The 18,395-nt window shown below is 57.9% G+C and carries 15 protein-coding genes; 4 read left to right on the forward strand and 11 right to left on the reverse strand.

Going from position 1 to position 18,395, the window contains the following annotated elements; translation table 11 throughout:
- On the forward strand, nucleotides 1-788 hold a 788-nt coding region (locus IVA78_RS17980; protein WP_247466789.1), incomplete at its 5' end, for an IS3 family transposase.
- A gap of 214 nt (nucleotides 789-1,002) precedes the next feature.
- On the opposite strand, the gene IVA78_RS17985 is transcribed toward IVA78_RS17980, so the two are convergent.
- From IVA78_RS17985 to IVA78_RS18010, 6 genes are all read right to left on the reverse strand, one after another.
- On the reverse strand, nucleotides 1,003-2,055 hold the full coding sequence (locus IVA78_RS17985) for an SDR family oxidoreductase (RefSeq protein WP_247466792.1): 1,053 nt from the start codon (nucleotides 2,053-2,055) through the stop codon (nucleotides 1,003-1,005).
- Between the two features lie 169 nt (nucleotides 2,056-2,224).
- Nucleotides 2,225-3,223, reverse strand: a complete 999-nt coding sequence (locus tag IVA78_RS17990; RefSeq protein WP_247466796.1) for an NAD-dependent epimerase/dehydratase family protein — start codon at nucleotides 3,221-3,223, stop codon at nucleotides 2,225-2,227.
- 19 nt (nucleotides 3,224-3,242) lie between these two features.
- On the reverse strand, nucleotides 3,243-4,409 hold the full coding sequence (locus IVA78_RS17995; RefSeq protein ID WP_247335318.1) for a DegT/DnrJ/EryC1/StrS family aminotransferase: 1,167 nt from the start codon (nucleotides 4,407-4,409) through the stop codon (nucleotides 3,243-3,245).
- A gap of 34 nt (nucleotides 4,410-4,443) precedes the next feature.
- On the reverse strand, nucleotides 4,444-5,706 hold the full coding sequence (gene wecC / locus IVA78_RS18000; RefSeq protein ID WP_247335320.1) for a UDP-N-acetyl-D-mannosamine dehydrogenase: 1,263 nt from the start codon (nucleotides 5,704-5,706) through the stop codon (nucleotides 4,444-4,446).
- Nucleotides 5,699-6,823, reverse strand: coding sequence for a UDP-N-acetylglucosamine 2-epimerase (non-hydrolyzing) (gene wecB, locus IVA78_RS18005; protein ID WP_247281172.1), 1,125 nt, complete (start codon nucleotides 6,821-6,823; stop codon nucleotides 5,699-5,701). Before wecB ends, wecC begins: the two co-directional genes overlap by 8 nt.
- A gap of 3 nt (nucleotides 6,824-6,826) precedes the next feature.
- The gene (locus IVA78_RS18010) at nucleotides 6,827-7,621 is read right to left on the reverse strand and encodes a WecB/TagA/CpsF family glycosyltransferase (protein ID WP_247335322.1); all 795 of its coding nucleotides are present in this window, start codon (nucleotides 7,619-7,621) and stop codon (nucleotides 6,827-6,829) included.
- Nucleotides 7,622-7,800: 179 nt separating this feature from the next.
- Here IVA78_RS18010 and IVA78_RS18015 point away from each other — a divergent pair, with 179 nt between their 5' ends.
- Complete coding sequence (locus IVA78_RS18015) at nucleotides 7,801-8,706, forward strand: glycosyltransferase (protein ID WP_247466799.1); 906 nt, start codon at nucleotides 7,801-7,803, stop codon at nucleotides 8,704-8,706.
- A gap of 22 nt (nucleotides 8,707-8,728) precedes the next feature.
- Here the strand turns inward: IVA78_RS18015 and IVA78_RS18020 are convergent, their stop codons facing one another.
- The 5 genes from IVA78_RS18020 to rfbC are packed head-to-tail and all read right to left on the reverse strand — an operon-like array spanning nucleotide 8,729 to nucleotide 13,362.
- The gene (locus tag IVA78_RS18020; protein ID WP_247335326.1) at nucleotides 8,729-9,898 is read right to left on the reverse strand and encodes a hypothetical protein; all 1,170 of its coding nucleotides are present in this window, start codon (nucleotides 9,896-9,898) and stop codon (nucleotides 8,729-8,731) included.
- Nucleotides 9,899-9,952: 54 nt separating this feature from the next.
- Nucleotides 9,953-10,828, reverse strand: a complete 876-nt coding sequence (gene rfbA / locus IVA78_RS18025; protein ID WP_247335329.1) for a glucose-1-phosphate thymidylyltransferase RfbA — start codon at nucleotides 10,826-10,828, stop codon at nucleotides 9,953-9,955.
- On the reverse strand, nucleotides 10,737-11,723 hold the full coding sequence (gene rfbD / locus IVA78_RS18030) for a dTDP-4-dehydrorhamnose reductase (protein WP_247335331.1): 987 nt from the start codon (nucleotides 11,721-11,723) through the stop codon (nucleotides 10,737-10,739). The genes rfbA and rfbD overlap by 92 nt, the downstream gene beginning before the upstream one ends.
- Before the next feature lie 8 nt (nucleotides 11,724-11,731).
- Complete coding sequence (gene rfbB, locus IVA78_RS18035; RefSeq protein WP_247281178.1) at nucleotides 11,732-12,790, reverse strand: dTDP-glucose 4,6-dehydratase; 1,059 nt, start codon at nucleotides 12,788-12,790, stop codon at nucleotides 11,732-11,734.
- A 14-nt stretch (nucleotides 12,791-12,804) separates the two neighbouring features.
- The gene (gene rfbC / locus IVA78_RS18040) at nucleotides 12,805-13,362 is read right to left on the reverse strand and encodes a dTDP-4-dehydrorhamnose 3,5-epimerase (protein WP_247466821.1); all 558 of its coding nucleotides are present in this window, start codon (nucleotides 13,360-13,362) and stop codon (nucleotides 12,805-12,807) included.
- Between the two features lie 532 nt (nucleotides 13,363-13,894).
- Here rfbC and IVA78_RS18045 point away from each other — a divergent pair.
- Together IVA78_RS18045 and IVA78_RS18050 are read left to right on the forward strand one after the other, a co-directional pair.
- Complete coding sequence (locus IVA78_RS18045; RefSeq protein WP_247335334.1) at nucleotides 13,895-16,219, forward strand: AAA family ATPase; 2,325 nt, start codon at nucleotides 13,895-13,897, stop codon at nucleotides 16,217-16,219.
- A gap of 100 nt (nucleotides 16,220-16,319) precedes the next feature.
- Nucleotides 16,320-18,317: a hypothetical protein gene (locus IVA78_RS18050; protein ID WP_247335336.1), complete on the forward strand. Its 1,998-nt coding sequence runs from the start codon at nucleotides 16,320-16,322 to the stop codon at nucleotides 18,315-18,317.
- The last annotated feature ends 78 nt before the right edge of the window (nucleotides 18,318-18,395 follow it).

Here is an 18,395-nt window from a genome sequence, read left to right on the forward strand (position 1 = left end):
TACGCCAACGCATGAGAGCGATTGCCGAGGTGCGCCGTCGCTTCGGCTATCGGCGCCTGCATGTTCTGCTCAGGCGGGAGGGCTATCTGGTCAACCACAAGAAACTGTTCCGGCTCTACCAGGAAGAGAGGCTCGCGGTCCGTCGCCGTGGTGGCCGCAAGCGGGCGCTCGGGACCAGGGCGCCGATGGTGGTGCCTATAGCGCCGAATGACCGCTGGTCGCTCGACTTCGTCTCGGACCAGCTCACCGATGGCCGCCGCTTCCGCATCCTGACCGTGGTCGACGAGTGCACGCGCGAATGCCTAGCGTTGGTGGCCGACACCTCGCTGTCGGGCTCGCGGGTGGCGCGGGAGCTGGACCGGCTGATCATCGAGCGCGGCAAGCCCAAAATGGTGGTCAGCGACAACGGCACCGAATTGACCAGCAACGCCATCCTGACATGGGCCGATCAGAGCCGCGTCGCCTGGCATTACATCGCGCCCGGCAAGCCGACGCAGAATGCCTTCATCGAAAGCTTCAATGGCCGTCTCCGAGACGAATTGTTGAACGAGACGCTGTTCACGTCGCTGGCCCAGGCCCGGGTCGAACTCGGACATTGGCGGGCCGACTACAACGATACGCGACCTCACTCGCAACTCGGATGGAAAACACCATCGGAGTTTGCCTTCACCTGCAACCCGCGACGGGATCTGGCGCTGCGCTATGCCGATGGCTCCGCACCAGCTCCCGTCGCTACCACCGCCCATTCGGGTAAATCCAACAGCCGGGGCGAACTCAGGACTGGATAAAACTTGGGGGCAACGTCACGCTCTTCGTCCCATCGTTCTCGCGACATTCGGCCGGCGTCCCCTCAGGCCATTGCAACCGTCGGCGACTCTTCGAGGGAGCGCGACCTGGCAGTGCACTATCTGTGATCGTGTCAGGCCGACTCTGACGAATGAGCTTGACGGTTCCTCGGCGATCTCCAGCTCGTCGAGTTTTGCCGCACCGATCAGCTGGCATTCATGACGCGGCTTGAAGCTGCAGTTTCGAGTGGCGCAAATCGCTATTAAGCACTCCCTCCGCAAGCAACTTCCGAATGTGGCTGATCCGCTGATATCGCGGCCCTTCGAATTCTTCCAACGTCAAATTTGACGAACGGTAGACCCTATAGAGCTGTTCGGCGCCCATCCGAGCGTCCCAGCGCGGCTGGAACCCTGGCAGCTTACAGCGGATCTTCTCGAAGCTCACTCGGTAGGATCGCTCATCTGGACTCGCATCCTCGGCGAACTCCACCGTAGAATTCGGCACCACGCTCGCGACGATCTCGGCTAGATCCCGAATTCTATAATTGTGAGCAGTCTGACCGACATTGAATGCCTCATTGAAGACGGATTCGGCAGGCGCCTCCAATGCGGCGATGAAAGCTCTAGAAATATCCTCGATGTGGACGATTGGCCGCCAGGGCGAGCCATCCGATTTCAGATGAATTCTTCCTGTTGTAAACGCCCATGCAACAAGGTTATTCAGGACAATATCGAAGCGCAGCCGCGGTGAGACTCCGTACGCTGTCGCTGGCCTCAGATACACCGGGCAAAACCCGTCGCTGGCCAACGTCGAAATATCACGTTCGGAGGCAACCTTGGATTCCCCGTAGGCGGTCACCGGATTGAGCGCGGCGGTCTCATCGATCATTTCTTCGCCGGCTTTTCCATAGTTGCTGCAGGACGAGGCGAACAAGAAACGACGTACGCCGGCATGTTTGGCTATCTCGGCGATGCGAACGCTTGCGCGATGATTGATCTCGTCGGTCAGCTGAGGCCTCAGATTGCCGAGCGGATCGTTGGAGAGCGCTGCTAGATGCAGCACAGCGTCGAAGCCAACGAGATCCGCGACCTCCGCGTCTCTGACGTCCTTCCAAATCGTCGGGACCTCGAGAATGCTACCGCCAGCAGCGTATGTACACCGGGAGTAGATATCGCTGTCCATTCCAGTCACCTCGTGACCGGCACCGATCAGCATTGGCGTCAAGACCGTGCCGATGTAGCCAAGATGACCCGTTACAAGAACTCGCATTGCCATTCTCCATCGCACTCAATTTCATGAACGAAACTTGCCCGGTTTCCGTGTTTCGGCCAGCGTTCTGGCAAATGGCGGCCCCGCCTGGACCACGCAAAGTGCAACGCAGGACGGCTGCACGCAGGGCTTCGGCTCCTTCGCAGGATGTTTTGGCACAGCAAGGGACTCATGAAGCCAGAGCCTGCCGTTGGCGCGCTGTTGCAAGTCCTCGTTCGGAGCGCCACCACTTCACAAACTCCGTCAGTCCGAGTTCGAGCGGCACTGTGGCTTGGAAGCCCAGCAGCCGTTCCGCTTTGCCAGTCGACGCCACCCGCCGCGGTACAGGATTGATCGAGTGCTCGGGCGCGATCTGCGGGAGCACGCCGTCATTGCCCGTAACGGAAGCCAAGGCCGAAGCGAGCTGCACCAAGCTTGTCTCGACACCGCTCCCCACGTTGAATACCTCGTCGCTGACCTTTGCCCTCGCAGCAAGGATTGTTGCTCGTGCTGCGTCACGGACATGCACTAAATCCAAGGTCTGCTGGTCGTGCCCAATTACTACTGGCGGCGTTCCAGCCTCCACTTCCTCCATCCAGCGGATCAACATTTCGGCGTAGCGGCCGTGCACATCCATTCGGCTGCCATACACATCAAAATATCTCAAAGCGATATAGTCGAGACCATGCATATCGTTATAGGCGCGGAGCAGGCCTTCAATGCAGACCTTCGCTGTTCCACAGACCGTACGGTTTCCATACGGGTTCTGATGCTCCGTCGTCGGAACTTCCTCCGCCGCGCCGTACACCGCAGCGGAAGACGCAGCGATGAACTTCTCGACGTCATACTTGACGCAAAGTTCAAGCAGGTCGAAGGTACCGTTCACCATGACCTCCATGGCAAGACGCGGCTCGGCCATGCAATGGGCGCTGCATGGTGCAGCGTGGTGAAAGATGATGTTGGCTCCCTTTACAAGAGCTTCTACCAACTTGGTGTCGCGCAAATCACCGCGGACTAGTCGAACGGGGCCTCGATTAAGCGACTTCCTAAGATTCTCCGGTCGGCCGGTCGTCATGTTATCCAGCGCGACGATCTCGACGCAGCCTTCGTCGCACAACAAATCTACGATATGCGAACCGATGAATCCGGCCCCTCCGGTAACGAGAACGCGTTTGCCCTTGAGATCCATGCTGACCGCTCTCCTGCTTCTAGGCTAATCGGCCATCTCGAGGCATTTTGTTCTGAAATGCCCAGTCGCTCCGGAATATCTGGGCCTCTCGTGGAGCCACTTTTCTCACTTCGGAAGCAACAATGCCGGCTCGCTCCGGCAACAGCTCGGGATAAATGGGAAGCGATAGAAACTCACGCGCAAGCCTCTCACTTACAGGCAGATCGCCGACGCGATATCCAAGTTCTACGTAGCTCTGTTGTAAATGCACCGGAACGGCGTAATGAATGCCGACGCCGATCCCCGCGCGGCCTAACATGGCAAGAGCCTGATCGCGATGCTGAAGCCTAAGAGCGTAGATATGATAGACATGCCGGCTGTGGCTGGGTGGCCGCGGACTCGCGAGTGCAGCAATCGACAATGCCTGGTCATATTGCACCGCGATCGCTCGACGTGTCTCAGTCCAGGATTCGATGTAGTCCATCTTTACGTTCAGTACTGCTGCCTGCAATTCGTCCATTCGATCATCGTATCTTGCGAAAACGTGATTGCGCTCGTCATCCTGATTCCGATCGAGGAGCCACGACACACGTCGCGCGAGTTCCGGCTGATCGGTAACAACTGCTCCGGCCTCACCATGGGCTCCGAGATTCTTATCGGGATAGAAGCTGAAGCAACCCAAGTCTCCGATCGAGCCGGCACGCCTGCTCTTGTACACAGCACCATGCGCCTGCGAAGCGTCCTCGATCACAAAGAGACCATAGCGGCGGGCAATCGACATGATCGGATCCATGTCCGCCATGAGCCCATGCAGATGGGCCGGCAGGATCGCCCTCGTTCTGTTCGTAATCGCAGCCTCGATCAAAGCAGGGTTCATCGTCCACGTGACTGGATCAACGTCCACAAAGACGGGTGTTGCACCGCACCTGATGATGGCAGCGGTCGCCACGACGAAATTCATGGAGACCGTGATCACCTCATCGCCCGGCCCCACTCCAGCCGCCAGCAATGCGAGACGGAGCGCCGATGTGCCACTGTTGACAGCGCAACAGCACGCGACATTGCAGTAGTCGGCAAACCGCTTCTCGAAAGCCGTCGCTTCGGGCCTCCATGTAGACCGCAGGTCTCGAACCGCACGCGCGATCGCAACGTCGATTTGCGATCCGACTGTCCGAGCTTGTGCTTTCAAGTCCAAGAAGGGTATCAAATTGGTAGTCTCGCCTCTGGAGGGTTCGGCAGCTTCACGTTCGCGCAGGCATATCTTGCCATATACCCCGAGTGTCGATGACGTCGAGGTGACGGCGTTCGGCTAGTGGAACCATCTTGAATTCGTCGTGGTCGACCAGGAGAAGGGCGATCTCACACGTGCGCAATGCTTGGTCGATGCTCAAGAAGCCGAGCCGGTAGTCGGCAAGTTCGGGCGGTAACCGCCGCAGATTCGGTTCCACAAACTTGATGCGCTCCCCGTACTTCTTCGCGAGGTGCATTGCGATTTCCATTGCCGGGCTTTCGCGCAAATCATCGACATTTGCCTTGAACGTCAGCCCGCAGCAAGCCACGTTTGCATATGGATGATCGTCGATCAGAGCCTCGGCTCGCTCAATAATGCTTTCCGTCTTGGCAATGTTGACCTCGCGGCTCGCCCGCATGAGGCGCGCGAGGTCCGGCGCCGAGTCGATGATGAACCAGGGATCGACCGCAATGCAATGACCACCCACACCTGGTCCCGGTCGCAACACAGTCACGCGCGGATGACGGTTGGCAATATCGATAACCTCCCAAACATTGATTTCGAACCTATCGCAGATCAATGAGAGCTCATTGGCGAATGCAATGTTCGTGTCGCGGAACGCGTTTTCCGTGAGTTTGACCAACTCGGCTGCGCGCGCGGTGGTTGCAACACAGGCGCCCCGAACGAACATCTTATAGAAGCGCTGAGCCCGCCGAGTGCAGGCAGGGGTCACTCCCCCGATGCATCGGTCATTGTTGATGAGTTCACTCAAGATCCTCCCGGGCAATACGCGCTCCGGACAATAAGCGACGTAGATTGCACCATCCTCATGACCGTTGACACCAACTCTCAGGTCGGGCCTGCGTTCGCTAATCCGCTTGGCGATTCCTTCAGTCGTTCCGATCGGCGAGGTCGATTCGAGAATGACGAGATTACCCGGTCGAAGCAGATCGAGTATGGACTCGACCGCGGTATTCACGTTGGACAAATCCGGCCGATTGTTTCCGTCAATAGGTGTGGGTACCGCGATGATGAAGACGTCGGCGGCTTGCGGTTCGCTTGATGTCGTCAACGCTCCGCTCGACACCACTTTGGAAACGAGACCATCAAGATCGGGCTCCGAAATGTGAATGGATCCGGAACCAACCGTCCTGACCACATATTCCTTTGTGTCCACCCCAACCACCTGAAGGCCGCGGCTGGCTATCAGCGCGGCTGTCGGCAAGCCGATGTAGCCAAGTCCGATGACAGCAACTTTATGGAATTCAGGCATCAAGAAGCACCTTCACGATCCGCTCGCTCGCCCGCCCGTCACCGAAGGGATTATGGGAGCGAGCCATAGCCGAATAAGTCTCATCGTCGTCAAGAAGACGGAATGTTTCTTGGACGATCCTATCGTAGTTCGCGCCGACCAGTCGTGCGGTGCCGGCTTCGACGCCCTCCGGACGCTCCGTCGTTTCACGCATGACAAGGACGGGCTTTCCGAACGTCGGCGCCTCTTCTTGCACGCCTCCGGAGTCAGTGAGAACCAAATACGAGAGCGACAGAAGGCTGACAAAATCGGTGTACTCTTGGGGAGAAATGAGTACGACACGCGGATGATCGGCGAGGCGGCTCGCGAACACGTCGCGAACGTTCGGGTTCGGGTGAACCGGAAGTACGACGGCAACGTCCTCCCTGCTCAGGATTGTCTCCAGTGCATTGACGACGTTGAAAACTCCCCCGCCGAAATTCTCTCGGCGATGGCAAGTGACTAGGATAATGCGGCGGTTGCCGTGGCGCTTCTTGATCCCGTCCCAGCGGGACGAGAGCTGCGGATCGGCCTCCACCATGGCTTTCGCGAGGATCAGCGCGTCAACGACCGTATTTCCTGTAACATGAATGCGATCCTTGGAGACGTTCTCCGCCCGCAGCGCTCTCGCAGCACGCTCGGTCGGCGCGAAATGCTGATCGGCGATCGAGCCGACAATCTTGCGGTTCACCTCCTCGGGCCAGGGTGCGAAGATATCTCCACTTCGCAGTCCCGCCTCGACATGTGAGACCGGAACGCGGTGATAGTACGACGCCAGCGCACCTGCCATAGCAGTCGCAGTGTCGCCCTGGACGATCACTCTGGTGGGCTTCACCCTCTCCAGCACTTCTCCGATCTGCGACAATAGCCGGCCGGTTAGACTATCGAGCGTCTGATTCACTGTCATGACGTCGAGATCGACATCCGGGACCACCTTGGCCACCTTGAGAACCTGGTCGAGCAACTCCCTGTGCTGCGCTGTCGCGCAAACAGTGAGGGCGATGTCCTTGTTCTTTTCGGCCTTGAGCCGCTTGATGACCGGAAACAGCTTGATCGCTTCCGGCCTGGTTCCTAACAGGATGAGAAAATGCTTTCGCACGCCTCACCCTCCGATCCGACCTGCCCCGGGGGGCAGCACACTGTACATGCCAGGCGCCCGTCTAACTGCCTGCCACATGAAGGCTTGCGTCAAGATTCCCGCAAATAGCGTGTTGGTCCTGGCATACCGCCACCACATCCGCCTGGGCTCCTGATAGATGCGGTACAACCATTCGAGGCCGAGTTGCTGCATGCGAGTGGGAGCTCGCAGAACCGAGCCCGCGAGAACGTCGAACCCGCCGCCCACGCCCATGATGAACGGTACGCCGAGTTCGTCGCGGTGGGCCGCAAGAAATCGTTCCTTCCGCGGCGTGGGCATGCCGATGAACAGGCAATCAGCGCCACTGGACCGAATATCGCGGACGACCTCGTTCTCCTGCTCGCTTGAAAAATAGCCGTGCCTCAACCCAGCAAAGACAAGCGAAGGGTGCTCGTCCCGAACACGCTGCGCCGCCTGTTGCACCACGGCGGGTGAGGCTCCCAGAAAATACGGTCGGAGGCCCTCTTGCGCGCACACTTTCAGCAACTCGCTGAGTAGATCTACGCCGGTGACTCGCGACGTTGCCGGGAGACCAAGCACCCGCGCCCCCCAAAGGATTCCCATGCCGTCGATTCCGACAATGTCGCTGTTGGCGACATCAGCGGCAAGCACTGGATCGGAGCGCATGTTGACGAACTTCGCTACGTTGAGCGCCACATGCTGCAGACGCTGACGGTTTCGCATGGCCTTACGAGCAAGGTCGACAGTCTCTGCCATAGTCAAGACATCGATGGGGCATCCCAAAAAGTAGGCACGCATGGGTTCCTCCCCGGCCATTTGAGCGAAAGACCGCTTTCAATTGAACTTAAATAATATCGATATAATAATGATAGCGATTTTATTTGCAAGTTATATTGATATTATATTTTGACCTTAAATGCGAGGCCGACAGCCGCGTAAGCGGTCAAATCGCGACAGGCGGTGGCGGAGGGAATTAAATGGACATTAAATGGCGGGCGATTTCGGTGATTGTTCCACATTTGAATCAGCCAAGCGAGCTGAAAACATGCCTGGCCAGTCTCGAGGCGCAGAGCATTCCCCGGGATTCGTTCGAGATCATTGTCGTTGACAACGGCTCCGCAACCTTGCCAACCGACGTCCTCGCTCAATATCCGGGCGTACGACTGTTGTGCGAGGCGCGGCCCGGGCCTGGCCCGGCGCGCAACACCGGAGTTGCTGCTGCGAGCGGCGAGGTGCTTGCCTTCATTGATGCCGATTGCAGGGCACATCCGGATTGGCTGAGCAGCGTGTGGCGCTCACTGCATTCGTTGCCGCCTCGAACAGTGCTCGGAGGGGACGTCCGCATCTGGCGTGGCACGAAGCCACATCAGGATGCCATCGCGGCCTACGAGAGCGTCTTCGCTTATCGATTCAAGCTCTATATCGAGCGCGATGGCTATTGTGGCACTGGCAACATGGCGATGCTTCGCCCGGATTTCCATTGCGTCGGTCCGTTCGCAGGGATCGACGTGGCGGAGGATATGGAGTGGGGACAACGGGCGCAGCGTGCCGGGCTTCGATTTCAATATATCCCGGAAATGATCGTCTTCCACCCGGCCAGGAGTTCTCTCCAGGAGCTCTATGTCAAATGGGACCGACAGCTTCTGCACTACCGCAACATGGCCGACGGTAAGCCGGCATGGAGATTACGCTGGATTGCGCAGGCCCTACTTGTTCTGGCCTCGCCCGCTCCGGGCATCATCACGATCTTAACGAGTGATCGGCTCTACGGTATCAGGGCCCGCATCAAAGCTATCGCAGTCATGTGTGCCGTAAGAATGCATCGGGTCACAACAATGCTGTCGCTGCTGCGCAATCGGCGAGCCGTCATCTGGAACCGTTAGCACAAGCGTTCGTCCGACGGCGTCAGGCCGGCATGGGTACCTTGCCAAAGGCCGAGTTGTGGGTCAGTTCCAGCAAGTCACTTCGCTGACCGAACGACCACAATATCCAGCCCAGTTCGTAGCTACGGCATTCCAGCCGAAGTCCGACACCGGCATTTTCAATTAGCCCGGACTCGTGTCCGGAGTAGGCGTTTGTGATTGCGCGCAGCATCCTGGGCGCCCTCGTTGTCAGCTCCTGCTTGCGGAGCTGAGATCGGATGGTCAGCCCGAGATCGGGCACCAGCATCGAGCGGCGAAGCTGGTTCTTGCCCAGTACCCAGGTAAATCCCTTGACTAGGGCATCCCGCGCCCCCCGAACCCGGTAGCGCTCTGCCCATTCAAGCAACGCCGGAGCCATGCCATACTGGTGCACCGAGTAGACTTCATAGAAATCAAGCACGCGCCCACCAGCCGCATCGAAGAACCAGGGCCACTCGCCGTCGGGGCCTTGAAGCGCAATCAACTTGCGCACGCAGGCCTCTGCCATGGCGAGTGCGGATGACTCGCCTGCGAATTCACCGTAGTGATAGCACGCAATTGAGAGATAGATCTGCGTCGCGAACGAAGCGAAGCGTCGCCGAAATCCCGATGCTGCGTCGAAGAATAGCCCTGATCCAGTGTAAAATCGCTCTTGGAGAAAGCGATACAGCGGAGCGGCGAAAGGCGCCCACTCCTTGCCGCCGGCCCTGGCCTGAGCCACCACGCCCGTCAACAGCATACCCAAATCTTGGGCCCGAAACGTCTTCCACGTCCCCTGATCGCTCAAGAGCGCCTTCACTTCACGCCCAACTTGCTCGGGCAGCTCGAGGCTGAGTTCTGCGGAAACCCAAAGCGCCATGCCGAGTGCATACTTTGGTACCGAAAGGACCGTGAGCTGGACCGCATTCCGATGGAATGTTTCCGATAGATTAATGCTGCCAGGAACGTCCTTTATCCTTGACATTCCGAGCAGAACGTTAAGCGTGTAGAACACATCGCTGCGCCGTAAAGACTCGTTCGGCGAAGCGCGCCCGTCCAGATGGTAGATATGTGACCAGCAGCCGTGTTCAGGTAGCCAACACCGCTCCAATCCTCTGAGCGCATAGCGCACCAGCGGGGAATTTTGCGAGAGATCGGGCATCAAAGTCCCACTGTTGATCGGGTTGATGTTCATCGAAGAACTATGATTTAACTCGTTCCAATGTCTGCGGATGACTCAACCCGAGACTCAAGTCAGGAGAGACCCGATCTCGCGCAAATACTGACCGTAGCCACTCTTCTCCAACGGTCGCGCCAACTCTTCGATCTGGTTGCGCTCGATGAATCCCTGCCTCAACGCAATTTCCTCAAGGCAAGCGACCTTCATGCCCTGGCGCTTTTCAAGCGTCTGCACGAACATAGCCGCATCGATTAGCGACTCCACTGTTCCGGTATCTAGCCAAGCGAACCCCCGTCCCATCCGCTCGACATGGAGCGCCTTGGCCGAAAGATACTGCATCTGCAGATCGGTGATCTCGAGTTCCCCGCGCGACGACGGCTCAATGCGCCGTGCGTAGCGCACGACGTTGTTGTCGAAGAAATAGAGACCTGTGATCGCCCAGTTCGAGCTCGGCTGCTTCGGCTTCTCCTCGATCCGCAGCGCGCGATCGCCCTCGTCGAACGTAACGACGCCATACCTCTCCGGGTCTCGTACATGATAGGCGAAAACGGTTGCACCTTCCTCACGCTCGGCAGCCCTTGCGAGCATTTCGCTCAGGCCGTCGCCAAAGAAGATGTTATCTCCAAGCACCATCGCAACACGATCGCTCCCGATGAAGTCTGCGCCGACAATGAACGCATCCGCCAGACCGGCGGGTCGGGGCTGCTCCGCGTAACTGAGCCTAACTCCCCATTGACTGCCGTCCCCCAATAGGCGCTCAAACTGACACCGATCTGATGGTGTGGTTATGATAAGAATCTCGCGCACGCCTGTCAGCATCAGCGTTGACAAGGGATAGTAGATCATCGGCTTGTCATAGATGGGCAGTAGCTGCTTGCTCACCGCTCTCGTGATTGGATACAGTCGAGTTCCGCTGCCACCAGCCAGCACAATTCCTTTCAGCATCGATTCTACCTTCCGGGAGTTGGTCGAGACAAGTTTCGAGAGAACAACGCCATAACGGCAATCGAATGCCTAAGACGCGTTCTGCCTTGGATGAATCGAGGCGCGAATTCCGCGGCCGTCGCGCGGCCGTCTGGTACTGTTCGCTCGTGATCGCCTCAAGCTGCGGCACTCGGATTCCGCGATGAGCGAGCAAGTCGAAAATCGCTTGGGCAAACCCATGCCAAGTCGTCTCACCCTGTCCGGCAAGATGAAAGATGCCGGCCATGGCTCTACGATCGCGGGTTAGCAGCCGCGCTGAGAGCTGAAGGATCGCCGACGCAAGGTCGAGCGCGGAAGTCGGATTTCCGCATTGATCCTGAACGACTCTGACCACTGGTTGCGATTCACAGAGCCGCAGCATCGTCCGAACAAAATTGTTGCCGTGGGGACTATAAAGCCATGAAGTGCGAATTACCGTTGCGAGCGGGTGAGCCGCTAGAACGGCAGCTTCGCCCGCGAGCTTCGATGCGCCGTACACATTCATTGGCGCAGGAACATCGCTTTCCTCGTAAGCATCCAGCTTTGTGCCGTCAAAGACATAGTCGGTTGAGATTTGGATGAACGGTATATTCATTTGCCATGCGACATCGGCCAACGCGGCCGCTGCGTCGCGATTAATGCTGAAGGCTCTTGCTACTTCCGATTCTGCTAGGTCCACCGCCGTGTAAGCGGCAGCGTTGATGATCATGGACGGTGCGAATGGATCGATCGCCCGTCGGAGTTCCCCATGAGTCTCCAGATTGAGTTCGCTGCGTCCAAGGGAGACCACGGGCATGCTGTGCAGCACCGCGAGGTCATGAAGACACCTTGCCAACTGACCGTTGCGACCAGCAATGAAAATGGGCCTTTCCGTCATTCTCAGCCTCAATGTTGTGTAGCCAAGAGCCCTAGACGCGAGCCGTCATAAACCCCGCTGCGGGCACGCTCCCACCACGCGCGGCTCTTGAGATACCATGCGACTGTTTCGGTCAGCCCCTGCTCGAACGTTCTTGTGGGCCGCCAGCCGAGCTCACGGCGAGCTTTCGACGCGTCAATCGCGTAGCGGACATCGTGTCCCGGACGATCCGGCACAAAGGTAATCATCGATCGTCGCGTTGCCGGACCGGGATACAACCTGTCGACGACGTCGCAGATCTGGGTAACCACGTCGAGGTTCGAGCGTTCGCTATCGCCGCCGAAATTGTACTTCTCGCCGGGCCTACCTTCCGACAGAAGCGTGATCAAACCTGCCGCATGATCTTCAACATGCAGCCAGTCGCGCACGTTTCGGCCGTCGCCGTACACCGGCAGCGGCTTGCGCTCGATCGCATTAAGAATCATCAAGGGGATGAGCTTTTCTGGAAATTGAAACGGGCCGTAGTTGTTCGAGCAATTCGATACAATGACCGGCAGGCCATAGGTCTTGAACCATGCAAGCGCGAGATGATCCGAGGCTGCCTTGCTCGCTGAATAGGGCGAGCTCGGCTGGTAAGGCGTTTCTTCCCGGAAGAAGTCGGCAAGTCCGAGTGAGCCGTAGACCTCGTCTGTCGAGACGTGAACGAAGCGAAACCGCTTTCGTCGTGACACCGAGAGGCCCTCATAATATTTTCTGGCTGCTTCCAATAACGTGTAGGTCCCCACGATATTCGTGGCAATGAAAGCGGCCGAGCCGGTGATCGAGCGGTCGACGTGACTCTCGGCTGCGAGGTGAATGATCGCGTCAGGCTGGTAGCTGCTGAACACGAAATCCATGGCCTCGCGGTCGCAGATATCCTGCTGCTCGAACAAGTATGACTTTCGCCCCTCGATAGACGCCAACGAGGCTGAGTTGGCCGCATAGGTCAGCTTGTCGACATTGATCACTGCAGCGCCCTTCTGTAGCACCAAGCTACGGCACACTGCAGAGCCGATAAATCCCGCTCCCCCGGTCACCAGAACGCGCATCTGACCGCTCTCCGTCACTCGAAAATGGCCGTAAGCTGGTCCAGCCTGGGCAGGGACCTGTCTTTTGGCGACACTTGGGCCTCGACTGTTGTCACCGGCCACTCGATCGCCAGTGCCGGATCGGCCCAATAGAGCCCTCCGTCATGGCTTGGAGCGTAGACCTGGTCGACCTTGTAGAACACGACGGTCTCAGGTTGCAGCGTGCAGAAACCGTGCGCAAAGCCTTTCGGGACAAGCAGTTGCTCGCCCGTTTTGCTATCCAGCTTGACAGCTAGATGCTTTCCGAAGGTCGCCGAGGAACGCCGAAGATCGACCACGACATCCAGGATGGCGCCGCTTAGCACTCGTATGAGCTTGGCCTGGGCGAACGGCGGTCGCTGGAAGTGCAAGCCCCGGATTGTCCCGACCTGATCTGAGCTGGATTGATTGTCCTGAACGAAATCGACAAGAATCCCTTTCTCTGCGAATGCAGATCGCTGGAATGTCTCGCAGAAATAACCCCGCGCGTCGGATACTCGATCCGTTTGAATGATCTTTATATCTGGGATCTCTAAACACCGTACTTCCAGCATGAAAGCGTCCTCCCGTACGTGGTGCTCAGTCCCGCCAGAAGGCGCAACGAAGTCTTCAAAGCACCGATCGAAATTGCTCTCGTCGAAACTGCCTTCGCCGTTGTCCTTCGAGCCGTCATGATGGGCGCTCGCACATGCCACGCGTCTCCAGTGCGGGAGGAATTCGACTTCTTGAGCCGAGTCGCATCGCCATGCCAGCACGCGGCTCATTCAAGGCGTTCGAATGTCGTTGAATGATCGCGAAGACCCGCCACGCTTCTTCCTTCACGATCGGTCCCGCCGGGCCATCCTTTAACCACCATAATTCAAATATCATTTAATTCCATCCGCCGATTATCGTCGGGCGCAGCAGCGACTCCCCGCAAAATTGGCCAAAAAGGCCCCTTCCGTGGACCGTCGTTCAATTAATACCCGAATAACATTTAATTTGGCAATCATATTTTTCTGCGTTATATTCATTTAATAAATCATATACCAAACGCTCGCATGCGGGCGACCAAACCGACGTGTTCCCGAGCCAGACAGGTACCCCATGCTTCAGAGCAATCTTCTACAGACCGACAGAACACGCTTGCCTCTGGGCGGCCAGGCCCAGTCGAACCAGATCAACGGCGGGGGAATCGGCGATCTCGTCAAGTTCGCGGTCATCTTTGCAAGGCGTCGATATCTTATGATCATCGTCACCGCCGCTCTCGTATTCGCAGCCGCGATGCTCTACCTGCGGTTCGCTCCCCCAACCTACACAGCTCAAGTACAAATCCTGCTGTCGAATCCTCGAGCTCAGTTCGTCCAGCAGCAGTCACTCCTTCCAGAGCCGGTCGTCGACGCGGCCCAAATCGAAACGCAACTGCAGATGATAAGGTCGCGGGGGATTGCAGCAGCAGTCATAACGCAGCTGAATCTCGCCAACGATCCAGACTTTACGGGTTCACGTTGGTCCTTCAGCTCGCTACTGTATCGCATTCGAAACCGCGGTCAGCAGCCGGAGCACGATTCGAAGGCTGATACGCCCACGGAAGGCGCGATCGCCGCGTTGCTGGATAGGCTCTCCGCGTACAGGATCGGATATAGCAAGATCATCGAGGTTAGCTACAGTTCGAGCAACGCGGAACGCGCGGCGGAGATCGCCAATGCCGTGGCCAACGCGTACATTAACGACCAGATGAATGCGAAATTCGAGGCCACGCGAACGGCAGCGAGTTGGCTGCAGGAACGTCTCCAAAACCTCAATGAGCAAGCACTGACGGCCGAACGCGCCGTGAGCGCATATAAGTCCCAAAATAACATCGTCTCGACCGGCGGAAAATCGATTGATGAACAGCCCGTCAACGATCTCAACGCCCGATTGGTCGCTGCCCGAACCCAGACTTCCGATGCACAGGTCAAGTTCAACCGCTTCGACGCCGTCCTACGCGCCAATGCAGCTGGCTCCTCCACCATCAGCGCTCCTGACGCGGCGAGTGCCGAGGTCCTCCAGAGCGCGATCATCAATACGCTTCGCCAGCAATATCTCGAGTTGTCACGTCGCGAAGCCGATTGGTCAGCCCGGTTCGGCCGCGACCATCTGGCGGTTGTCAACCTGCGCACTCGGATACGCGACATTCGCACATCCATCCTCGAAGAAGTTAAGAGGCTCGCCGAAACCAGCAGAAACGAATTGGAAGCTGCTCAGCAGCGGCAGCAGGAGCTCGAGAAGCAACTTGCTCGCGCCGTCTCGCAATCACGCCTGACGAACTCAGCAGAACTGACAATACGGGAGTTGGAGAGCCGAGCGAAAAGTCTGCGCGCCATGCATGAGGCGTTTCTGCAGCACTCCATGGGGGCGACCCAGCAGGAGACATTTCCGATTTCGGAAACACGGGTGATCTTTCCCGCCTCCCCGCCGGAGCGCAAGAGCAAGCCGAAGGCAAACTTGGTGCTCGGTTTCGGCTTGGCCGCCGGGCTAGCACTCGGGATCGGCTTGGCTCTTCTGAGAGATGTTTTGGACAGAGTTTTCCGCACGTCCTCACAGGTGGAGACTGCACTGGAGCTGCCGTGCTTGTCGCTGGTCCCCTTGCTGTCGTCTCCGAAGGGGCAGAAGTCGACCGCCCGATCCCAGCAACCGGATGAAGATCTGCGATCACGCACGATCTCAAACGTTCCGACGCTTCACCGAGCCGTCATCGGGATGCCGCTCTCCCGCTTCACGGAAGCCATCCGTTCGATCAAGCTCGCTATAGACCACACCCCCGCGAAGGCCTCCAACCAAGTGATCGGAATCACGTCGGCTCTGCCAAATGAGGGCAAGACGACGATTGCAGCCTCTCTAGCTCACCTCATCGGACATAGCGGTAAGCGAGCTATTGTCGTCGATTGCGACCTTAGAAACCCTTCACTCTCTGCGGCTATGGCTCCGAAAGCTGCATTCGGTTTACTCGAGGTGGCGAACGGAAAGCGTTCGCTCGAAGAAGCGCTGTGGCACGACCCCAGAACCAATCTTGCATTCTTGCCAGCCGTCCGGCGTGGCCCTATCCTTCATACGAGCGAGATCCTTTCCGCCGAAAACATAAGCAAGCTATTCGACCGTTTGCGGCAGACCTATGACTACGTCATAGTTGATTTCCCGCCACTCTCGCCCCTGGTAGACGTGCGTGTCACTGCGCCGTTGGTCGACTGCTACGTTCTCGTCGTCGAATGGGGACGGACGAAAATCGATGTGGTTCAGCATGCCCTGCATACTGCGCCGACCATCTCCGATTCCTTGATCGGCGTCGTCCTTAACAAGACCGATATAAGGGCAATGGCACGGTACGACGCTCACCGGAGTGATTACTACGATGACAGCCACTACGTCAGATATGGCTTGTCGGTCTCTTAGGATGACCCCCTCTAACTTGCGTCGAGCCAAAACGATGGAGTCAGGCGCCTTCTGCAACATGCACTTGGTTTGAGCGGGTCAGAGCCAGAAGTGGTGTAAAATGGTTGTCCAATCTGCAATGCTCGCTGTGCCTGCGGCGGTCGCTGCGGCTTTTGCTGTGGTCGAGAACCTAAAGAGTCCAGTGGTGCTATCGGGCATTCTTGCGGCCGCTATACTGGCCGTCGGCCTCTTCGCCAAGCCGTCAACCCTCACCTCCTTCGCAAAGCTTCTGCGGCCCCTTATAATTCTGGCTCTTGCCGCACCCGTGCTTTGGATCGCACTGCAAGTTGTTCCGATCCCGCTCCGCGGGCTCGGAAATCAGATCTGGGCGACGGCGTCGGCCGCTCTACACCAACCTCTCGCACAGAGGTTCTCGGTTGATGTACACGAGACGGTACTGGCGCTTTCACATTACAACATTGTCCTCGCTGCCGCCCTCGTCACCGCGGTCGTTGCTCTGGACACACATCGGGCGGCGCAGGTCCTCTATATCCTTGTATCGATCACCGCCGTCAGCTGTATATTTTCGATCTGGAGAAACAACAACCTGGGTGGCTCCTGGCCCGCCGAACAAGCTTGGACCGGCTCGACCGCGGCAGCACTTGGTGTCCTTCTCTCCACTGCAATGGCTATCCGTGCGATCGACCAATTGCGGCGGCCTAGACGATCGCCTCGCTCGCCGACAGGACCGCTCGCCATTCTTAGCAGCGCGTTTCTATCATTGATCATCTCGCTTGTGGCGATCGCACTTTGTAGCGGTTCGACAGCGCTGATTGCCGTGCTGCTCGGGGTGACAATCATCCTCACGGTGGTCGCAATTCGCAAATGGTTCTTTGGCCTGTGGGGCAGAGCTGGTGTTCTCTCAACCGCCACCATGTTGTTCGTCGCCAGCCTCACTTTCGTTCCGATCAATCGGAATGCTGACCTGACGATTGCCTTATCGACGCAAACTCGGGCCGCAACCGAGCGGATGCTACAGGACACTCACCCGATCGGGACCGGTGCAGGCACTTTTGTTGTGCTTCTGCCGATTTATGGAGACGTTGGCATGGTCCCAATGCGCGAACGGCCGACCGCTGCCGCGGCGGTCGCGGTCGAAATGGGACGTACGTTCCTCTGCGGGCTATTGATAGTCACCGTCATCAGCGCCTGCATCTTGTTCGGGCGCGCGTTGTCTCGCAATCAGGCTTACCTATATCCAGCCGTCGGCGCAGGCGCTTGCGTATCGTTGACAATACTGGCCTTTGCCGAAAACGGCCTTTTCGATTTATGGACATCACTGTTGGTGGCGACGGTCTACGGCCTGGCTTTCGCTCAAAGCCTGTCCGGTACAGCCCGCGACGTGGAATCCATCAAGTTGCGGCAGCCTACACAGGACGCCAGCGACCGAGCCACGGCAGCGCGACGAATTCATTCGGCCATCTTCGCTTTCCCATGGCCTCTGACACGCGTTGTTCTGACAATGATCGGATTGCTGTTGGCTGCGCAAGCAGCTTTGATGGTTTCGCAAAGTTGGCCGTTTGGTGATCGCCTCTCTGATACATCGGTTGCCGGTTCGAACGAAGCCTTGATCTCAGCGCACCAATCCACGCGCGGGGAAGTCGCCGCTGCAACTGTGCGCCTCAAGTCTGACAAGGCCACGGACCCGCAGAACACCGGCCGGTCCACGGACTTAAATGCTTTTTCTGCAGTGCTGGAATACTCGCCCCTTCGAGGCGACGTTTGGCTCATGCTGGCGGCGCTTTCAAAGCAGCACGCGGCGACTTATGACACGACAAGCTTACTTAGGATGTCCTACTATACTGCACCAAACGCGCTGGATCTTATTCCACTACGGCTTTCCGTCGCTCTCGGCATTGACGCTGCGATCAAGGATCCTGAGCTACGAGATCTTATCCGGCGCGACCTTAAAGTTGCGATTACCGGCCGCACCGCACTCGGGCCAGCTATCGCCGCCGCATACCAATCGGCATCGGCCGACGGCAGGGCGCTTGCCGAGAGCTCGATTTCGGAGCTCGACCCAAGCTACCTCCACAAGTTGCGTTCGCAAGGCCCATAGCGTTTTCCAGCAGTGTGTCCGATCGCGCCCAGATCGGTCCTGATTGATAATCGGGCTGGCGGTAAAGATCCGATTAAA

Origin of the sequence: Bradyrhizobium sp. 137 (assembly GCF_023074095.1) — a bacterium.
Lineage (GTDB): Bacteria > Pseudomonadota > Alphaproteobacteria > Rhizobiales > Xanthobacteraceae > Bradyrhizobium.